Source organism: Bosea sp. (in: a-proteobacteria) (assembly GCF_023953965.1).
Taxonomy (GTDB): Bacteria; Pseudomonadota; Alphaproteobacteria; order Rhizobiales; family Beijerinckiaceae; genus Allobosea.
In genome coordinates, this window is the sequence record NZ_JAMLIX010000002.1 from 1342739 (window position 1) to 1357502 (window position 14764).

The 14764-nt window shown below is 68.0% G+C and carries 16 protein-coding genes; 9 read left to right on the top strand and 7 right to left on the bottom strand.

The annotated features are described in order from the left end of the window. Positions 1–139 precede the first annotated feature (139 nt). The 3 genes from M9917_RS21475 (at position 140) to M9917_RS21485 (ending at position 2720) form a co-directional block, all read left to right on the top strand. Entirely contained in the window at positions 140–1555 is a 1416-nt protein-coding gene (locus M9917_RS21475) for a sensor histidine kinase (RefSeq protein ID WP_297257043.1), read from the top strand. Further along, a complete protein-coding gene (locus M9917_RS21480) occupies positions 1548–1916 on the top strand; it encodes a response regulator (RefSeq protein WP_297257044.1) in 369 nt (122 codons plus the stop codon). Before M9917_RS21475 ends, M9917_RS21480 begins: the two co-directional genes overlap by 8 nt. 123 nt (positions 1917–2039) lie before the next feature. Continuing rightward, positions 2040–2720, top strand: a complete 681-nt coding sequence (locus M9917_RS21485) for an OmpW/AlkL family protein (RefSeq protein WP_297257045.1) — start codon at positions 2040–2042, stop codon at positions 2718–2720. A 72-nt stretch (positions 2721–2792) separates the two neighbouring features. Here M9917_RS21485 and M9917_RS21490 read toward each other — a convergent pair whose 3' ends face one another. Together M9917_RS21490 and M9917_RS21495 are read right to left on the bottom strand one after the other, a co-directional pair. Next, positions 2793–4667, bottom strand: coding sequence for a putative bifunctional diguanylate cyclase/phosphodiesterase (locus M9917_RS21490; protein ID WP_297257046.1), 1875 nt, complete (start codon positions 4665–4667; stop codon positions 2793–2795). 123 nt (positions 4668–4790) lie between these two features. Beyond that, the gene (locus tag M9917_RS21495) at positions 4791–6125 is read right to left on the bottom strand and encodes an aminotransferase class I/II-fold pyridoxal phosphate-dependent enzyme (RefSeq protein ID WP_297257047.1); all 1335 of its coding nucleotides are present in this window, start codon (positions 6123–6125) and stop codon (positions 4791–4793) included. A gap of 303 nt (positions 6126–6428) precedes the next feature. On the opposite strand from M9917_RS21495, the gene M9917_RS21500 reads away from it, so the two are divergent. Then, complete coding sequence (locus M9917_RS21500; protein WP_297257048.1) at positions 6429–7148, top strand: outer membrane protein; 720 nt, start codon at positions 6429–6431, stop codon at positions 7146–7148. On the opposite strand, the gene M9917_RS21505 is transcribed toward M9917_RS21500, so the two are convergent. The 4 genes from M9917_RS21505 to M9917_RS21520 form a co-directional block, all read right to left on the bottom strand. Then, entirely contained in the window at positions 7136–7711 is a 576-nt protein-coding gene (locus tag M9917_RS21505; protein WP_297257049.1) for a DUF488 domain-containing protein, read from the bottom strand. The two genes, M9917_RS21500 and M9917_RS21505, sit on opposite strands and share 13 nt — an antisense overlap. Positions 7712–7724: 13 nt before the next feature. Beyond that, positions 7725–7937 carry a hypervirulence associated TUDOR domain-containing protein gene (locus tag M9917_RS21510; protein WP_297257050.1) on the bottom strand — a complete coding sequence of 71 codons (213 nt, stop codon included), beginning with the start codon at positions 7935–7937 and terminating at the stop codon, positions 7725–7727. 91 nt (positions 7938–8028) lie between these two features. Further along, positions 8029–8298, bottom strand: a complete 270-nt coding sequence (locus M9917_RS21515; RefSeq protein ID WP_297257143.1) for a chaperone modulator CbpM — start codon at positions 8296–8298, stop codon at positions 8029–8031. 5 nt (positions 8299–8303) lie between these two features. After that, entirely contained in the window at positions 8304–9203 is a 900-nt protein-coding gene (locus tag M9917_RS21520; RefSeq protein ID WP_297257051.1) for a DnaJ C-terminal domain-containing protein, read from the bottom strand. A gap of 256 nt (positions 9204–9459) precedes the next feature. On the opposite strand from M9917_RS21520, the gene M9917_RS21525 reads away from it, so the two are divergent. The 5 genes from M9917_RS21525 to M9917_RS21545 all read left to right on the top strand — a co-directional run bounded on the left by M9917_RS21525 (position 9460) and on the right by M9917_RS21545 (position 14131). Further along, positions 9460–9969: a hypothetical protein gene (locus tag M9917_RS21525; protein WP_297257052.1), complete on the top strand. Its 510-nt coding sequence runs from the start codon at positions 9460–9462 to the stop codon at positions 9967–9969. 14 nt (positions 9970–9983) lie between these two features. Beyond that, a complete protein-coding gene (locus M9917_RS21530; protein ID WP_297257053.1) occupies positions 9984–10622 on the top strand; it encodes a L,D-transpeptidase in 639 nt (212 codons plus the stop codon). 44 nt (positions 10623–10666) lie between these two features. Beyond that, positions 10667–11692: an amino acid ABC transporter substrate-binding protein gene (locus M9917_RS21535; protein ID WP_297257054.1), complete on the top strand. Its 1026-nt coding sequence runs from the start codon at positions 10667–10669 to the stop codon at positions 11690–11692. A 79-nt stretch (positions 11693–11771) separates the two neighbouring features. Continuing rightward, the gene (locus M9917_RS21540; RefSeq protein WP_297257055.1) at positions 11772–13322 is read left to right on the top strand and encodes a VOC family protein; all 1551 of its coding nucleotides are present in this window, start codon (positions 11772–11774) and stop codon (positions 13320–13322) included. 605 nt (positions 13323–13927) lie between these two features. Beyond that, positions 13928–14131: a hypothetical protein gene (locus M9917_RS21545; RefSeq protein ID WP_297257056.1), complete on the top strand. Its 204-nt coding sequence runs from the start codon at positions 13928–13930 to the stop codon at positions 14129–14131. Here M9917_RS21545 and M9917_RS21550 read toward each other — a convergent pair. Then, the gene (locus tag M9917_RS21550) at positions 14101–14760 is read right to left on the bottom strand and encodes a nitroreductase family protein (protein WP_297257057.1); all 660 of its coding nucleotides are present in this window, start codon (positions 14758–14760) and stop codon (positions 14101–14103) included. The two genes, M9917_RS21545 and M9917_RS21550, sit on opposite strands and share 31 nt — an antisense overlap. Positions 14761–14764 lie beyond the last annotated feature (4 nt).

A 14764-nucleotide genomic window follows, 5' to 3' on the forward strand; every position in this document is an offset into this window, starting at 1 on the left:
TAATGCCTTTACGTCATTGAGAACGACTTCATGCGAAACGGGTTCGCACGAATGGCGGGCCTGTCGCCCGCATGTCTCGAAACCCGTCCTCGTGCCTTCGGGTTTCATGGCGATGACGCAGGGTAAGCGCCGATTCGGAATGACGCTGAACGATTTCGTCGACTGGTTCATCCCGGCCGACATCGCGCGGGACCGTCAGAATCTGAAGCAGGTGCGGATGTTCCTCATCAGCCACCTGTTCGGGCCCTTCATCGGCAACACCGTTCCGCTCGCGCTCTACGTCTTCGATCCCGATCCCGGCTATCCCGTGCTGGTGCTGGCGCTGTCGATCTCCGCCTTCTGGCTCTTCCCGTTCGTGCTGCGGGCCTGGGGGCACTACAATGCGCTGGCCCTGGCCTCGATCCAGAACCTGAATTTCTGCATCCTGTGGAGCTGCTATTTCTACGGCGGCATCACCTCGCCGACGCTGCCCTGGGTGCTGACCATCCCGCTGCTCGCCCTGTTCTACATCGGCTCGGAGCCGAGGCTCAGGGTGGTCGCGCTCAGCCTCTTCGCCGCCAATCTCGCGGCCTTCGGCGCGATCTGGTTCCTCGGCGGAGCCATGCCGAGCCGGCTCGACGTCGCGGCGCGGGAGGGGCTCGGCCTCGTCTCGACGATCGCGGCCTCCCTCTACGTCGCCATGATGGCGCTGTTCTACGCCCGCCTCCTCGCCTCGCAGAGCGAGCTCGAGACCGCGATGCAGGGCCATATGCAGACCGCGGCGGAACTGCGCGACGCGATCGAGGCGACCGAGCGCGCCGGCGCCGCCAGGACGGAGTTCATCGCCAGGATGAGCCATGAGCTGCGCACCCCGCTCAACGCCGTGATCGGCTACAGCGAGATCCTGCTGGAGGAGGTGCGCGACGAAGGCGACGAGGATACGGCACGCGACCTCGCCCGCATCCAGAGCTCCGGGCACCTGCTGCTCAAGCTCGTCAACGAGATCCTCGACCTCGCCAAGATCGAGGCCGGCAAGATGGAGCTCCATCTCGAAGCGGTCGATCCGGCCGAGATCGTCGCCTCCGTCGCGGACGAGTTCCGCGAGCCGGCGCTCGCGGCGGGCACCCGCATCACCCTCGACACCGCCCGGGCCCCGCGGCGGCTCCTGGTCGACAAGGCCAAGCTCAGGCAGATCCTGGCCGAGCTCGTCGTGAACGCCATCAAGTTCACGCGCGACGGCCGCATCGACCTCATCGCCGCGACCTCGCCGCGCGGGCATCTCACCGTGGCGGTCCGCGACACCGGCGGCGGCATCGACCCGGAGCTGATGCCGGTGCTGTTCGAGCAGTTCACCGATGCCGGGGATGCCAACGGCAGCAAATACGGCGGCGCCCGGCTCGGCCTCGCGCTCAGCCGCAAGATCGCCAGGCTCTCGGGCGGCGAGATCGTCGTCGAGAACCGGCCCGGCATCGGCTCGACCTTCACGCTCACCCTTCCCGACGCGACGACGCGGATCGGGCCAACGGCCGCCGCCCGGTCCGCACGCGCCTTGCAGGCGATGGCCGCCCATGCCTAGGATCCTGCTCGTCGAAGACAACGAGATGAACCGGGACATGCTGAGCCGGCGCCTGCAGAAGCAGGGCTTCACCGTGCTCTGCGCCCCCGACGGCCCGACCGGGGTCGCCATGGCCGGGGCCGAGAGGCCCGACCTGATCCTGATGGACGTGGCGCTCGGCGAAATGGACGGCTGGGAGGCGACGCAGCGGATCAAGGCTTCCCCCGCCACGGCCGGCATCCCCGTCATCGCCCTGACCGCGCACGCGCTCGCCAGCGACAAGGCCCGCAGCGTCGAGGTCGGCTGCGCGGATTTCGATACCAAGCCGATCGACCTGCCGCGCCTCCTGGGCAAGATCCGCGGCTGCCTCGAACAGGGCTGAAGCCCCCCCGCCCGCGCCGGCCCCCCTCGTCCGGACGGCGTCGCTAACCTTTCGTTAAGCCTAATAGATTATCAACGGGAGACTTCAGTCCTCGCGCCGTTCGGCCGTTACGGGATCGACCCGATGCGTCTTCCTCTCACTGCCGTGACCATGCTTGCCGGCATCGCGGGTTGCTGCGGTGCATCGGCCGCCGACCTGCAACCGCCGGCCCCGCCGCCCCAGGAACCGGCGTTCAAGCGCTTCTTCCTGCATGCCGGCCCGGCGGGGTTGTTCTATGCCGAAGGCGCCAGGATGCATGCCGGCGGCTTCCCGGTCCCGGGCGCGGATGTCCGCGTCCCCAACTCCTATACCTTCGCGATCGAGGCGGGCTATCACTTCACCCCGAATTTCGCCATCGGGCTCGCCGCCGGCTACCCGCCCCTGACCAAGGTCGAGGCCCGCGGCTCCCTCACCGGCCTCGGCACGCTCGGCAAGGTCGACGGCGGCCCGATGGCGCTGACCGCCCAGTATCATTTCACCGGGCTCGGCCGCTTCCAGCCCTATATCGGCGCGGGCCCCGCGCTGATGGTGGTCTTCAAGGACCATGACCGCGTCGTCACCGGCCTCAAGACCGACCACGCCCCCGGCTTCACCGGACAGATCGGCTTCAACTACATGCTGGACGACAACTGGGGCTTCTTCCTCGACGCCAAGAAAGTCTATCTGCGCGCCAAGACCCGCGGCTATCTGGGCCCCACCCCGATCCGGGCGACGGTCACGCTCGATCCGCTGGTCCTGCACACCGGCCTGACCTACAGGTTCTGACGCGCGAGCGCGCCGTTTCGCCATTGCGCGCGATGACGGCCTTGCGGCGTGGCTGGCTCGGCGCGGCCTTTCTCAGAAATTGACCGGGAAGCCGGTTTGCAGGCCGTGGCTGTCGAGCGCATCGAAGACGCCTTCGATCTCCATGGCCGTGATCGGCTTTCCGAAGAAGAAGCCCTGGACGAGGCCGATGCCGTTGGTCTTGACGTGCTCGAGCTGCTCCTCGGTCTCGACGCCTTCGGCGGTGGTCGCCACACCCAGCGTCTGGGCGAGCTGGGAGATCGAGGCGACGATGGCGCGCGTGCCCTCGTCGGTGGGCAGCGAGCGGATGAAGGACTGGTCGACCTTGATCTTGTCGAACTCGAAGTCGCGCAGATAGCTCAGGCTGGAATAGCCGGTGCCGAAATCGTCCATGACGATGCGCACGCCGAGCTGGCGCAGCTGGCGCAGCGCCTCGAGCGTCTGGGGCGCGCTGAGCAGGATCAGCGTCTCGGTGATCTCGAGCTCGAGGCGCTCCGGCGCCAGGCCCGAGGCGGCGAGCGCGTTCATCACGATCGAGACGATCGGGCTGCGCTCGAACTGGATCGCGGAGAGGTTGACCGCGACCTTGGCCTCGCCGGGCCAGGTCATCGCGGTGGCGCAGGCCTGGCGCAGGACCCACTCGCCGATCTGGACGATGACGCCGGTCTCCTCGGCGATCGGGATGAACTCGGCCGGCGAGATCGCGCCGCGCCGGGGGTGGTTCCAGCGCAGCAGCGCCTCGAAGCCGCTGATCGAATGGTCGGCGAGCTCGACCACCGGCTGGTAGACGACGTTGAACTGCCCGCACTTCAACGCGACGCGCAGATCGCGTTCGAGCTCCGAGCGGCGGCGCGTCGCCTCGGCGAGCTCCGGATCGAACAGGCGGTAGCGGTCGCCGCCGTCCTTCTTGGCCCGGTACATCGCGATGTCGGCATGGCCGATGGTGATCTCGGCCGGCTCGAGCTTGCCGGCGGGCGCCGCGACGCCGATGCTGATGCCGACGGAGACCTCGTGGCCTTCCACGACCAGGGGCTCGGTCAGCTTGCGGATGATGCGCTCGGCCAGCGTCGCCGTGCGCTCGTCGCCCGGCCCGCAGCGATGCAGCACGAGGAACTCGTCACCGCCGAAGCGCGCCAGCGCGTCCTTGGTCGAGACGATCGCCTCGAGCTTCTCGGCCAGGCTCTTGAGAGCGAGATCGCCGACGCCATGGCCGAAGGTGTCGTTGATGATCTTGAAGCGGTCGAGGTCGAGGAAGAGGATGTCGTAGGGCGCGCCGCCCGCGGCATGCGCCTCGGAGGCATCCGTCGCCGCCTCGAGGAAGGCGGCGCGATTCATCAGCTTGGTCAGCGAATCGTGGCGCGAGAGGAACTCGGCGCGCAGCGTCGACTGCCGGTTCTGCTCGACCTCGCGGTTGATCACGGTCGCCGCCTCGGAGAGCGCGGCGGTGCGGTCCCTGACGCATTGCTCCAGCGTGTCGGCGGCACGCTTGCGGCTGATCTGGAGGACGATGCGCGCCTGGGCGACCTCGAAGTCGACCGGCTTGGTGATGTAGTCGTCGGCGCCGCATTGCAGGGCCTCGACGACATCGTCGGTCAGCGACTTGGCCGTGACCATGATCACCGGCAGCTGCTGCGAGCTCCTGGTCTTGCGGATCTCGGTGACGACGGCAAGCCCGCTCATGCCGGGCATCATCACGTCGAGCAGCACGAGGTCGAAGCGCTCCCGCGCCAGGAGGTCGAGGGCGGCTTCGCCGCAATCGGCCTCGACGATCTCGTAGCCGCGGCGCTGCAGCCGGCGCCCGAGCACGATGCGGTTGTCGAGAACGTCGTCGACCAGGAGGATCCGGCCGAGCGTGGCGGGCTGGGCTCGCCCGTCCGCCGGAACCGAAAAGGGAATATCCGAGGCGCTCGCCTTCTGGCTCGGGCTCATAAACTCTAATCCTCGATCGACGCGCGCTAAGGTTGTCCGGAGCATGGTTTGCAAGAGTTAAGCGTCTCTTACGTTACGCCACGCTCCGGTTTCTTTTGTGGTTCCGTAGCGGAGGGGGATCCCTCAAGCCACCGCGCGCAGGGTCGGACGTCCGGCTTCCGCCGCCGCCAGCGCGATCTCGGCCGTGGCCTTGGCGGCGACGATGCGCTCGACCGCATTGGTGATGTTCTGGCGCGAATGCTTCGCCATGACCTGCATGCGGAAGCGCGCGGAGCCCTTCCCGACGGCCGGATATTCGACGAGGTTGGCGAGCAGACCGAGCTCCGGCAGCTCCCGGCTGACCAGGCGCGCAAGCCCTTCCGAGCCCATCTTGACGGCGACGATGGCGGACGGGTCGCCGTAATAGTCGAGCCCGGCCTCGCGGACCTGACGGCGCAGCTCGAGCACATTGGCCATCAGCTCGTCGCGCAGGCCCTGCCCCTCCTCGGTCTCGATGATCTCGAAAGCCTTCAGGACGATCGCGGCATTGACCGGCGACATCGCGTTCGAGAACGTCGTCGTCGGGCTGTAGAAGCGCAGGTATTCCTTGACCGGCCGCTCCTTGACCGCGACGAAGCCGCCGTTCGAGGCGAAGGTCTTCGAGAACGAGCCCATCACGATATCGACCTTGCCGAGCATGTCCTGCGCGCCGATATGGCCGCGCCCGCCCGGCCCGAGCGCGCCGAGGTCATGGGCGACGTCGACCATCAGCGTGGCGTTGAACTCGTTGCACAGCTCCTGCATCGCGGCGATGTCGGGCGTGTCGGAGTCCATCGAGAACAGCCCCTCCGTCACCACCATGATGCCGTTCTCGGTATCGGTGGAGCGGATCTTCTCGAGCCAGCGGCGGCAATGGGCGACGTCGAGATGGCGGAACAGATAGATGTTGCGGGTGGCGGCATTGGCGCCCTCCTGCAGGCAGGTATGCGCCAGCGCATCCATGACGATATGGTCGGACGAGCGCACGAGCCCGCGGATCACGCCATAGCCGGCGCCCCAGCCGGTCGGATAGAGCAGGCAATCCTCCATCTTGAGGAAATCGGCGATCTTGCGCTCGAGCGCGACCGAATGGGTGGTGTTGCCGACGAGCGCCGCCGAGCCCGCGCTATGGACGCCGTAGCGCTCGATCGCCGCCAGCGCCGTTTCCTTGATGGCCGGATGGGAGGACATGCTCAGATAGTCCTGCGAGGCGAAGTTCACCCCCTCCATGCCGATGCCGCGGTCGTCCGTGGCCAGAACTTCCGTGCGCGGCCCGAAATCGGTCGCACGCGAGAACGGCCACAGGCCGTTCTGGCGCCGCAGGTTCTGCCACTTGAAGAAATTGCCGACACGCCGCTCCAGATCAGCCCCGCCCGGCACGCGGAAATCGCGCATGCTGCCGGTCAGCGCCGCATTCGGCAGATTCTCATATGTCTTCATCGTCTGAAACTCCGACCCTGTCGTCTTGCTCGCGGCATTGCTTGCCGACTGCGGCGATCAATACCAGAAGTCGGATTAAGTTCCGGTGTACATCGGCTAATTTACTTATATTAACTATAGATTCTGCCGGATAGTTACCAAAGGGTAGATCGGATACTCTAGGGAATCCACCCCCTGCCGCCATCCGGGCGCGCCCTCGCGCTCCGCAGGTGAGAAAGCGTTAACCATATCCGTGGCAGGAAGAAGCACGCTCTGGAATGCCGGATTCTCCAGCGTGGGCGCGACCTTGAAGGGCCGATCGATATGCGTGGCTCCCGCCATGTCCTAGTTACCGCACTGCTGTCGGGCCTGTCGTCAGGCGTGATGGCTGCCGACCTGCGCAACCCGCGCGAAGTTCCGCCACTGCCGCCTGCCATGACCTGGACGGGCTTCTATGTCGGCGGACAGGCCGGCTATGGCTGGGGCGTCGACACGACGAAGGAATTCCTGACCGCCACGATGGGCTATGTCGGCCTGAAGAACCGCTTCGAGCCCGACGGCCTCTTCGGCGGCGTCCATGCGGGAGCGAACTATCAGTTCGGCGCGTTCGTCGCCGGCCTCGAGGGCGATATCGAGTTCGGCCGGATCGACGGCGGCTTCGTCGACCCGCCGGCGGCCCCGTTCAATCCGGGCGGCCGCGGCAGGACCGAGATCGACATGCAAGGCTCGCTGCGCCTGCGCCTGGGCTATGCGATCGGGCCGGCGCTGATCTACGCCACGGGCGGCCTCGCCATCGCCGACATCAAGAGCACCTACTGGAACTGGCCCGGCACCGGCGAAAGCTTCAGCAAGACGGTGACCGGCTTCACGGTCGGCGGCGGCGTCGAATATGCCTTTACGTCATCGCTCTCGGCCCGCATCGAATACCGCTTCACCCAGTTCGAGCGCATCCGCAACGATTCGCTCATCGCGTTCCCGGGCTTCACCGGCACGCAGGAGCCGCGCCATCACACCATCCGCGCCGGCGTGAGCTATCGCTTCTGAGCATCCCGGCCCGGTCGATTCGCTTCGGCAGGGCGGGCCGGATAGATCACGCTGCCGTCGTCGCGGATGGCGGCGCCTTCCGTCAGGCGGGCCGGCTCCAGCCGCCCCGCCCCCATGATGTTGAAGACCGTCTCGCCCCGCGCGATCAGATGATCGCTGACGATGCGCCGGTGACAGCGCCACCACACCGCCTCCGCGCACAGGGTCGCGCAGCGCCGCTCCCGCCCGTCACGCAGGAGGCGGTCGAGACCGGCGCGGAAGCGCTCCGAAAGCGCGTAATCGGCATAGTTGTGGAAGCTCCGGTTCGTCCAGAACCCGTTCAGCTCCGGCGGCACGGCGTCGGCCCTGCCGCGCAGGCCGCCCAGCTCGGCGATGCGCTCGTAGCCGATGCCGCGCCGGGCGAGCGCCGGCGCCAGGGCCTCGGCGTTGAACTGCGGATTGGCCCGCGATTGCGGGATCTTGCGGATATCCGCGACGAGCGCGACCTCGGCCCCTTCCAGCAGATCGACGAAGTCTTCGATGCTGCGGTCGGAATGGCCGATGGTGAAGAAAGGCAGGCGCAACCCCTCGCCCGCCCTAATCGATATGCCGCAGCGCGCTGCCCTTGTGGGCGGCGACATGGTCGGTCCTGTCGCTCTTGATCAGATATTGCGGCGCGTCCGGCGAGGCGCGGTGAGTATGGCCCTTATAGTCGAAATCGGCGGTGCGGACCGCGATGATCACGCCCGAGACATGACCCGCCTCGGAGTTCCAGCCGACATGGTCGCCGACCTTGAAGCTTTCAGCCATCGCCTCTCCTCCTCTTCTCCTGCCCCGCCCGCCCCTGTCGAAACGCTTTTCCCGCTACTTGCCTTGCGGCGTCGGCGCGCCGGCGAGGTCCTCACCGCCGCTTGATCTCCTCGCGCAGCTCGCTGAGGACGCGCCTGAGCCCGTGGACCTGATCGACGAGATGCAGGATCACGTCGATACCCTCGTCATTGGCGCCGAGATCGTCCTTGAGCTGCAGGATGAGATGGGCGCGCGCCATGTCGGCCTCGCTGAACAGCATCTCCGCCTCGGCCTCCTCCGGGATCAGCCAGCGCTGCTCCAGCCAAAGCTCCAGCACCTGGACCTGAAGCCCGGACGAGGAGAGAAATTCCTGCTTCGTCATCCTGGTCATGGCCTGCCCTCGCGCGGATCGTAGCCCTTGTCCTTCCAGCCCGATACGAAGCTCTCGAGCTCCGGATCGGGCGCTTTCGGCAGGACCACCTTGAGCCTGACGAACTGGTCGCCATGGCCGCCGGCACGCCGCGGCACGCCCCGGCCGCGCAGCCTCAGCTTCGTGCCGGTGTTCGACCCCTTCGGCACCGTGAGCGTCACGTCGCCCGTCGGCGTCGGGACGCGGACCTCCGCGCCCAGAACCGCCTCCGTCAGCGAGATCGGCAGCTCGAGCGTAATGTCGTCTCCGTCGCGGGTGAAGCGGGGATCGGGCCTGACCTCGACCTCGATCAGGGCATCGCCCGGCCCGCCCGTCCCGGCGCCGGGCGCGCCCTTGCCCTTGAGACGCAGCGTCTGGCCATCGACCAGCCCCGGCGGGATCCTCACCTCGATCGTGCCGCCGTCCGGCAGCACCAGCCGCTTGGTCGCGCCGGCGATCGAATCGACCAGATCGACCGTCAGATGATAATTCAGGTCCGGCCCGCGGCGGTTCGCGCGCGCCTGCCGGCTGCGGCGCAACAGTTCGGCGAAGGCATCGTCCTGGTCCATGAAATCGGAGAAACCGGCGGCATCGGCGTAGCGATCGCCCTGCTGCGAGCCCGCGAAGTCCCGATAATAGGGATGCTGCGGCCGCTCGGAGCCGGACGCGTCGATCTCGCCGGCGTCGAAGCGCCTGCGCTTCTCGGCGTCGCCGAGCAGGTCGTTGGCGGCGGCGACCTCCTTGAACTTCTCCTCGGCCGCCTTGTCGCCGGGGTTGAGGTCCGGATGCAGCTTCTTGGCGAGCTTGCGATAGGCGCTCTGGATCTCGGCGGCGGAAGCCGTCGCGGCGACGCCGAGAACCTCATAGGGGTTTTTCACGGGCTACTCCGAACAAGGCGAAGCATGCACCGACCGGCCCCGCTTCACGCAGGCTTTGATAGCGGCATGCGTCCCCGCGCAGAAGGGGCTGTTTCGCGATCGCCGGATTTCGGTCGGGGTGGCCCGCGTTGCGGCGCGAGCGAGATTTCATCTGGACCGGGACTCGGGCCGGCGCGTTGACGGCGTTGGACGCTGCCGACATGATCGCTCCGGTCGATTAGTCTTCGTGCCGTCCCTACGCGATCATGGAGGAAAGATGATACGGCTCCTTGTCGGACCGCGCGGCGGCCGAGGCCCGGTCCTCGTCACGATGGTTTGCAGTCTCGCTCTGCCTCTGGCCCTCGCCGGATGCGGCGGCGGCGAAGGATTGTCGTCGTCCTCGGGCAGCCCCGCGGCGCAGGCTCCGGCGCCGGCGGGAATCTCGCGCGACGCCCTGGTCGGGCGCTGGGGCGTCGCGTCCTTCCACACCGAGAAGGATCGCAAGCGCACCGAGGCGGAGGCGAAGGCCCAGTGCAAACAGCCCTACACGATCGCGCGGGGCCCGGGCGACGGCGTGATGATGCATGTCGCCGACGATCCGAAGCCCTATGAGCTGCGCCTGAAGGCCGGCCCCGGCGGCAGGACCTTCGTCGGCTTCGAGGCCCCGGCCGGAGACCCGCAGGACCGCGAGATCCTGTCGCACAGCCCCTCGATGCTGGTGATGCGCTTTGTCGATCCCGACGCGCATGCCCGCTACGGCACCTTCATCTACAGCCGCTGCGCCTGATCGGAGACGACGAGATGAGCATCATCCTTCGCGACGCCCTGCGGGGGCTTCTCCTGCCGGCCCTCGGCGCGGCGGCAATTTTCGTCGTCTCGGGGGCCGTGACGGCGCAGCCGCGCCCGCCCGCCACAGCCCAGGAGACGATGGACATCGGCGACGAACCGGGCCGCGTCTCGACCGCGGACGCCACCATCACCGAAGGGCCCTATGCCCGCCAGATGGTGCTGTTCCGCTCGAACGAGGCGCCGGGCACGGTGGTGATCCATTCGGCCGAGCGCTTCCTCTATGTGGTGCAGGGCAACGGCCGGGCGCTGCGCTACGGCATCGGCGTCGGGCGCGAGGGCTTCACCTGGTCCGGCCAGGTCCAGGTCAGCCGCAAGGCCGAATGGCCCGACTGGCGCCCGCCGCCGGAGATGCTGCAGCGCCAGCCCTATCTGCCGCGCTTCATGGCCGGCGGCCCCGGCAACCCGATGGGCGCGCGCGCGCTCTATCTCGGCTCGACCGTCTTCCGCATCCACGGCACCAACCAGCCGGAGACGATCGGCCAGGCGATCTCGTCGGGCTGCTTCCGCCTCGCCAATGGCGACGTCGCCGATCTCTACGACCGCGTACCGCTCGGCACCAAGGTGATCATCCGCCACAAGGCGACGCTGTGACCCGGCCCGCCGCCTCCGCCGATCCTCGAAAGGAACAGACAGACATGTCGAAGACCTCCTGGCTGCGCCGCGGCGGCCTCGGGCTTGTCGCCCTCGTCGGCCTCGCCCTTCCGGCCGGCGCCGGCACGCTCGAGACCGTGAAGCAGCGCGGCACGCTGCAATGCGGCGTCAGCGAAGGCGTGACCGGCTTCTCGGAGAAGGATGCCCAGGGCGCCTGGCGCGGCTTCGACGTCGATTTCTGCCGTGCCGTCGCGGCCGTGGTTCTCGGTGATGCGGGCAAGGTCGCCTTCACGCCGCTCTCGGCGAGCCAGCGCTTCGATGCGCTGAAGGGCGGCAAGGTCGACCTGCTGGCGCGCAACTCGACCTGGACGCTCGGCCGCGAGGCCGAGCTCGGCCTCGCCTTCGCCGGCATCACCTATCACGACGGCCAGGGCTTCCTGGCGAAGCGTTCGCTCAAGGTCGATACGGCGCTGTCGCTCGACAAGGCGAAGATCTGCGTCGAGGCCGGCACCACGACGCAGCTCAACCTCGCCGATTTCTTCAAGGCCAACTCGATGACCTATGAGGAGAAGGTCTATCCGAGCGCCGCGGAAGCCTTCGCCGCCTTCGAGGGCGGGCAATGCGACGTGCTGACCCGCGATCAGTCGGCCCTGCATGGCGACCGGCTCCGGCTCGCCAAGCCCGCCGAGGCGATCGTCCTGCCCGACGTGATCTCGAAGGAGCCGCTGGGGCCGGTGGTGCGCAGCGACGACTTTCCCTGGTTCACCGTGGTGAAATGGGTGAATTTCGCGCTGGTCAATGCCGAGGAGATCGGCGTTTCCAGCACGAATCTCGACGAGGCGCTCAAATCGGCGAAGCCGGACGTACGCCGCTTCACCGGGGCGGAGGGCGGCTTCGGCAAGGCGCTCGGCCTCGATGCCGACTGGGCGGTCCGCGCCGTCAAGGCCGGCGGCAATTATGCCGAGCTCTACGAGCGCAATCTCGGCACCGGCTCGACTCTCGGCATCCCGCGCGGGCTCAACCAGCTCTGGAGCATGGGCGGCATTCTCTACGCACCGCCGCTGCGATGAGGCAAGGAGCGCTTCACTACCGAAGGGGTTTCGCGGCGGATACGGGCCTGCCCAAGGTGCCGGCGGAACAAGGTCCGACGTGACGAGCGGCCTGCATCACGTCACCCTGATCACCCGCAAGGTGCAGGCCAATGTCGATTTCTACGCCGGCTTCCTCGGCCTGCGCCTGGTGAAGCGCACCGGCGGCTACGAGGACGCCCGCCAGCTCCACCTCTTCTATGGCGACGGGCACGGCTCGCCCGGATCGCTCGTCACCTTCCTGGTCTGGGAGGACGGCTCTCCGGGGCGCGCCGGGCACGGCCAGGTCAGCGAGATCGCCCTCGCCGTCGCTCCGGCGGCGATCGGCTTCTGGCTGGAGCGCGCCCTGCGCTTCGGCATCGCGACCGAGGGGCCGCGGCAGGAATTCGGCGAAACCGTCCTGCGCCTGCGCGATCCCGACGGATTCGCGGTGAAGCTGGTCGGCAGCGCGCTGTCCGGCGAAGGCTGGGAGGCCGCCGGCATCCCGCCCGAGCATCGCATCCACCGCCTGCGCGGCGTGACGCTGCTCTCGGCGACGACCGAGGAGACCATCCACTTCCTCGTCACCCATGCGGGGTTCGCTCGCCAGGCCCGCGAGGGCGCCACCGAGCGCCTGCGCTCGGAAGCGGGCGACAGCCTCGACATCCGCGACGCCGGCGGCTTCTGGCCCGGCATTCCGGGCACCGGCACCGCGGACCATGTCGCGGTCCGGGTCGCCGATGCGGCCGGGCTTTCGGGCATCGAGCGCGATCTTAAGAAGCGCAACTCCAGCCCGACGACGCTGCACGACCGGCATTATTTCATCTCGCTCTATGTGCGTGAGCCGGGCGGGACGCTGATCGAATTCGCGACGGACGGCCCGGGCTTCGCCGTCGACGAGCCCGTCGAGACGCTGGGCACCCGGCTCTTCGTGCCGCCCGACGCCCAGGGCGAGAGCGACGACATCCGGATCGTCCTGCCGCAATTCGCCCTGCCCGGCGAGGAGCGCGTCATCTATCGCGACCTGCCCTTCGTCCACCGCTTCCAGCAACCCTCCGATGCCGATGGCAGCGTGATCGTGCTGCTCCATGGCAGCGGCGGCAACGAAACCGACCTGATGCCCTTCGCCCGGCAGGTCGCGCCGCGGGCGACCCTGCTGGGCTTGCGTGGCCGCAGCACCGAGGAAGGAACCTCGCGCTGGTTCCGGCGCCGTTCCGAACGCGCCTTCGACCAGGACGATATCCGCTTCGAGGCCGGGGCTCTCGCCGCCTTCATGGCGGAGGCGCGGACGGCCTACGCCCTCGCGCCGGAGCGTATCGCCTTCCTCGGCTATTCGAACGGCGCCAACCTGCTCGCGGCGGCGATGCAGCTTCATCCCGAACTGGCGCGGCGTGCCGTGCTCCTGCGCCCGGCCGCGGTGCTGGAGGAGCCGCCGGCCGCAGGCCTCACCGGCGTCTCGCTGCTGATGCTGACCGGCGCCGAGGATCCTTATCGCGATCTGGCCGCGCCCCTCGAGGCCGCATTGCGCCGCGCCGGGGCGGAGGTCGAGGCGCAGGTCGTTCCGGCAGGACACGCGCTGACGGATGAGGACCGCGATCTGGCGGCGGGCTGGCTCTCGCGCCACGCTTCCTGACGGGAAGCGCCCGGTCTCATCGGCGCAGCAAGCCCCGCGCCTCGTCCCCGAGTGCGGGGAGCGCCGCCAAAAAGGAAGGGAAATCAAATGGATAGGAAATGGATGGTGGTGGAGGCAGTCTGGAGCGAACGGGTCTCCGCCGCGGTTCCCTGTTTTGCCGGGAAAAACAGGGAAACTTCGCGCGGAAACAGGGATTGGCGTTAAATTAAGCTGAAATTCACTCGCATTATCAGTGGCTTCTGGTAAAATTCCCTACGCGAGATAACAGGGAAAGATCCGGCAGGAACAGGGCCGCTCGCAGCGCGAACAGCGAAGCTTCCCTAGACTTCAGCCCATTGACATTGAGCGGCATGGCTCAAAGCTGGAACCTTGAAGCAGGATCCGTAATCTTCGGGCCTGAGCATCAGCAGCACCCAATATCCTCCCCACGTGCGAAGGGGCAGCACAAGCGGAGCAGCAGACGACATCACCGAATCTCCTTGCAGGAGATCGGAGAGTGTCGATTCTGGCCTGGTTCCGGTGCATCGCCCTCTTTCCTGATCCCGACATCGAGATCCTCACGTCACCAGTTCCGGCGCGCCCAGGCTGCTCGAGAGGATCAAATCATGTCTTTGACGACCAGGGACGCGGTATCCTGTTCCGCCCGCCGTCAGGCCGGCGGCCACCGGGATGATGCGGCTGGCGACAACAGCAACACGCTGCTCGCCAGCGTGATCGAGCACCTGCCCATCACCGCGGTGGCTGCCTGCGAGCGCAGTCCGCGCGACCACGACGACCGTCAGCGCGGCGCGCCTACGGGCTGGATATAGACGACGCTGTGCCCCTCGCCGAGGGACAGCGCCGCCTTCGTCGCGTCGCGGTCGGCGCTGCCGCCGATCAGGACGGTGCCCAGCCCCTCCGCCGCCGCGAACAGATAGACGTTCTGGGAGATCAGCGCCGCGTTAACATGCGCGCCGATGGCGAGCGCCTGCTCGTTGCCGGCCGATTCCGCGCCGGCCGCCTCGACGAGGCGCTTGCGGTCGGAAACGTAGATCAGCACCGCCGGCGCGCGCTGGATATAGGCCGTCTGGCTGACCTTGTCGCGGATGTCCTCGCCGCGCACCTGCTCGAGCGTGCCGGCGACGGGGTCGTAGCGGTGCACGCCCGCCTCGCGCGCCACGTAGATGTCGATGTCCTTGGAGCCGCGCCAGGCCGGCGCGGTGCGCCCGCCGCCCTCCTTGCGGTTGACGCCGTTGGCGGCCCAGAGCAGGCGCAGGAGCTGTTCCTGCGGGATCTCGGCGGTGCCGAAGCGGCGGGTCGAGCGGCGCCGGCGCAGCGCCTCCTCCAGCGACACCGATGCGGCGCCGTTCGCCTGCTGCGCGGCGGCCGGCAGCGGCGCCAGCCCCGCAGCGGCGACGGCGGAGGCTGCGACGATCGAACGTCGGGTGAATGCGGTCATGTGC

What these genes read in the sequence shown, in the direction of transcription:
- M9917_RS21480 (WP_297257044.1), top strand. Translation starts at nt 1,548, where the DNA reads ATGCCTAGGATCCTGCTCGTCGAAGACAACGAGATGAACCGGGACATG.
- M9917_RS21525 (WP_297257052.1), top strand. Translation starts at nt 9,460, where the DNA reads ATGATACGGCTCCTTGTCGGACCGCGCGGCGGCCGAGGCCCGGTCCTC.
- M9917_RS21495 (WP_297257047.1), bottom strand. Translation starts at nt 6,125, where the DNA reads ATGAAGACATATGAGAATCTGCCGAATGCGGCGCTGACCGGCAGCATG.
- M9917_RS21485 (WP_297257045.1), top strand. Translation starts at nt 2,040, where the DNA reads ATGCGTCTTCCTCTCACTGCCGTGACCATGCTTGCCGGCATCGCGGGT.
- M9917_RS21515 (WP_297257143.1), bottom strand. Translation starts at nt 8,298, where the DNA reads ATGACGAAGCAGGAATTTCTCTCCTCGTCCGGGCTTCAGGTCCAGGTG.
- M9917_RS21545 (WP_297257056.1), top strand. Translation starts at nt 13,928, where the DNA reads ATGTCTTTGACGACCAGGGACGCGGTATCCTGTTCCGCCCGCCGTCAG.
- M9917_RS21510 (WP_297257050.1), bottom strand. Translation starts at nt 7,937, where the DNA reads ATGGCTGAAAGCTTCAAGGTCGGCGACCATGTCGGCTGGAACTCCGAG.
- M9917_RS21550 (WP_297257057.1), bottom strand. Translation starts at nt 14,760, where the DNA reads ATGACCGCATTCACCCGACGTTCGATCGTCGCAGCCTCCGCCGTCGCC.
- M9917_RS21500 (WP_297257048.1), top strand. Translation starts at nt 6,429, where the DNA reads ATGCGTGGCTCCCGCCATGTCCTAGTTACCGCACTGCTGTCGGGCCTG.
- M9917_RS21530 (WP_297257053.1), top strand. Translation starts at nt 9,984, where the DNA reads ATGAGCATCATCCTTCGCGACGCCCTGCGGGGGCTTCTCCTGCCGGCC.
- M9917_RS21475 (WP_297257043.1), top strand. Translation starts at nt 140, where the DNA reads ATGACGCTGAACGATTTCGTCGACTGGTTCATCCCGGCCGACATCGCG.
- M9917_RS21490 (WP_297257046.1), bottom strand. Translation starts at nt 4,667, where the DNA reads ATGAGCCCGAGCCAGAAGGCGAGCGCCTCGGATATTCCCTTTTCGGTT.
- M9917_RS21535 (WP_297257054.1), top strand. Translation starts at nt 10,667, where the DNA reads ATGTCGAAGACCTCCTGGCTGCGCCGCGGCGGCCTCGGGCTTGTCGCC.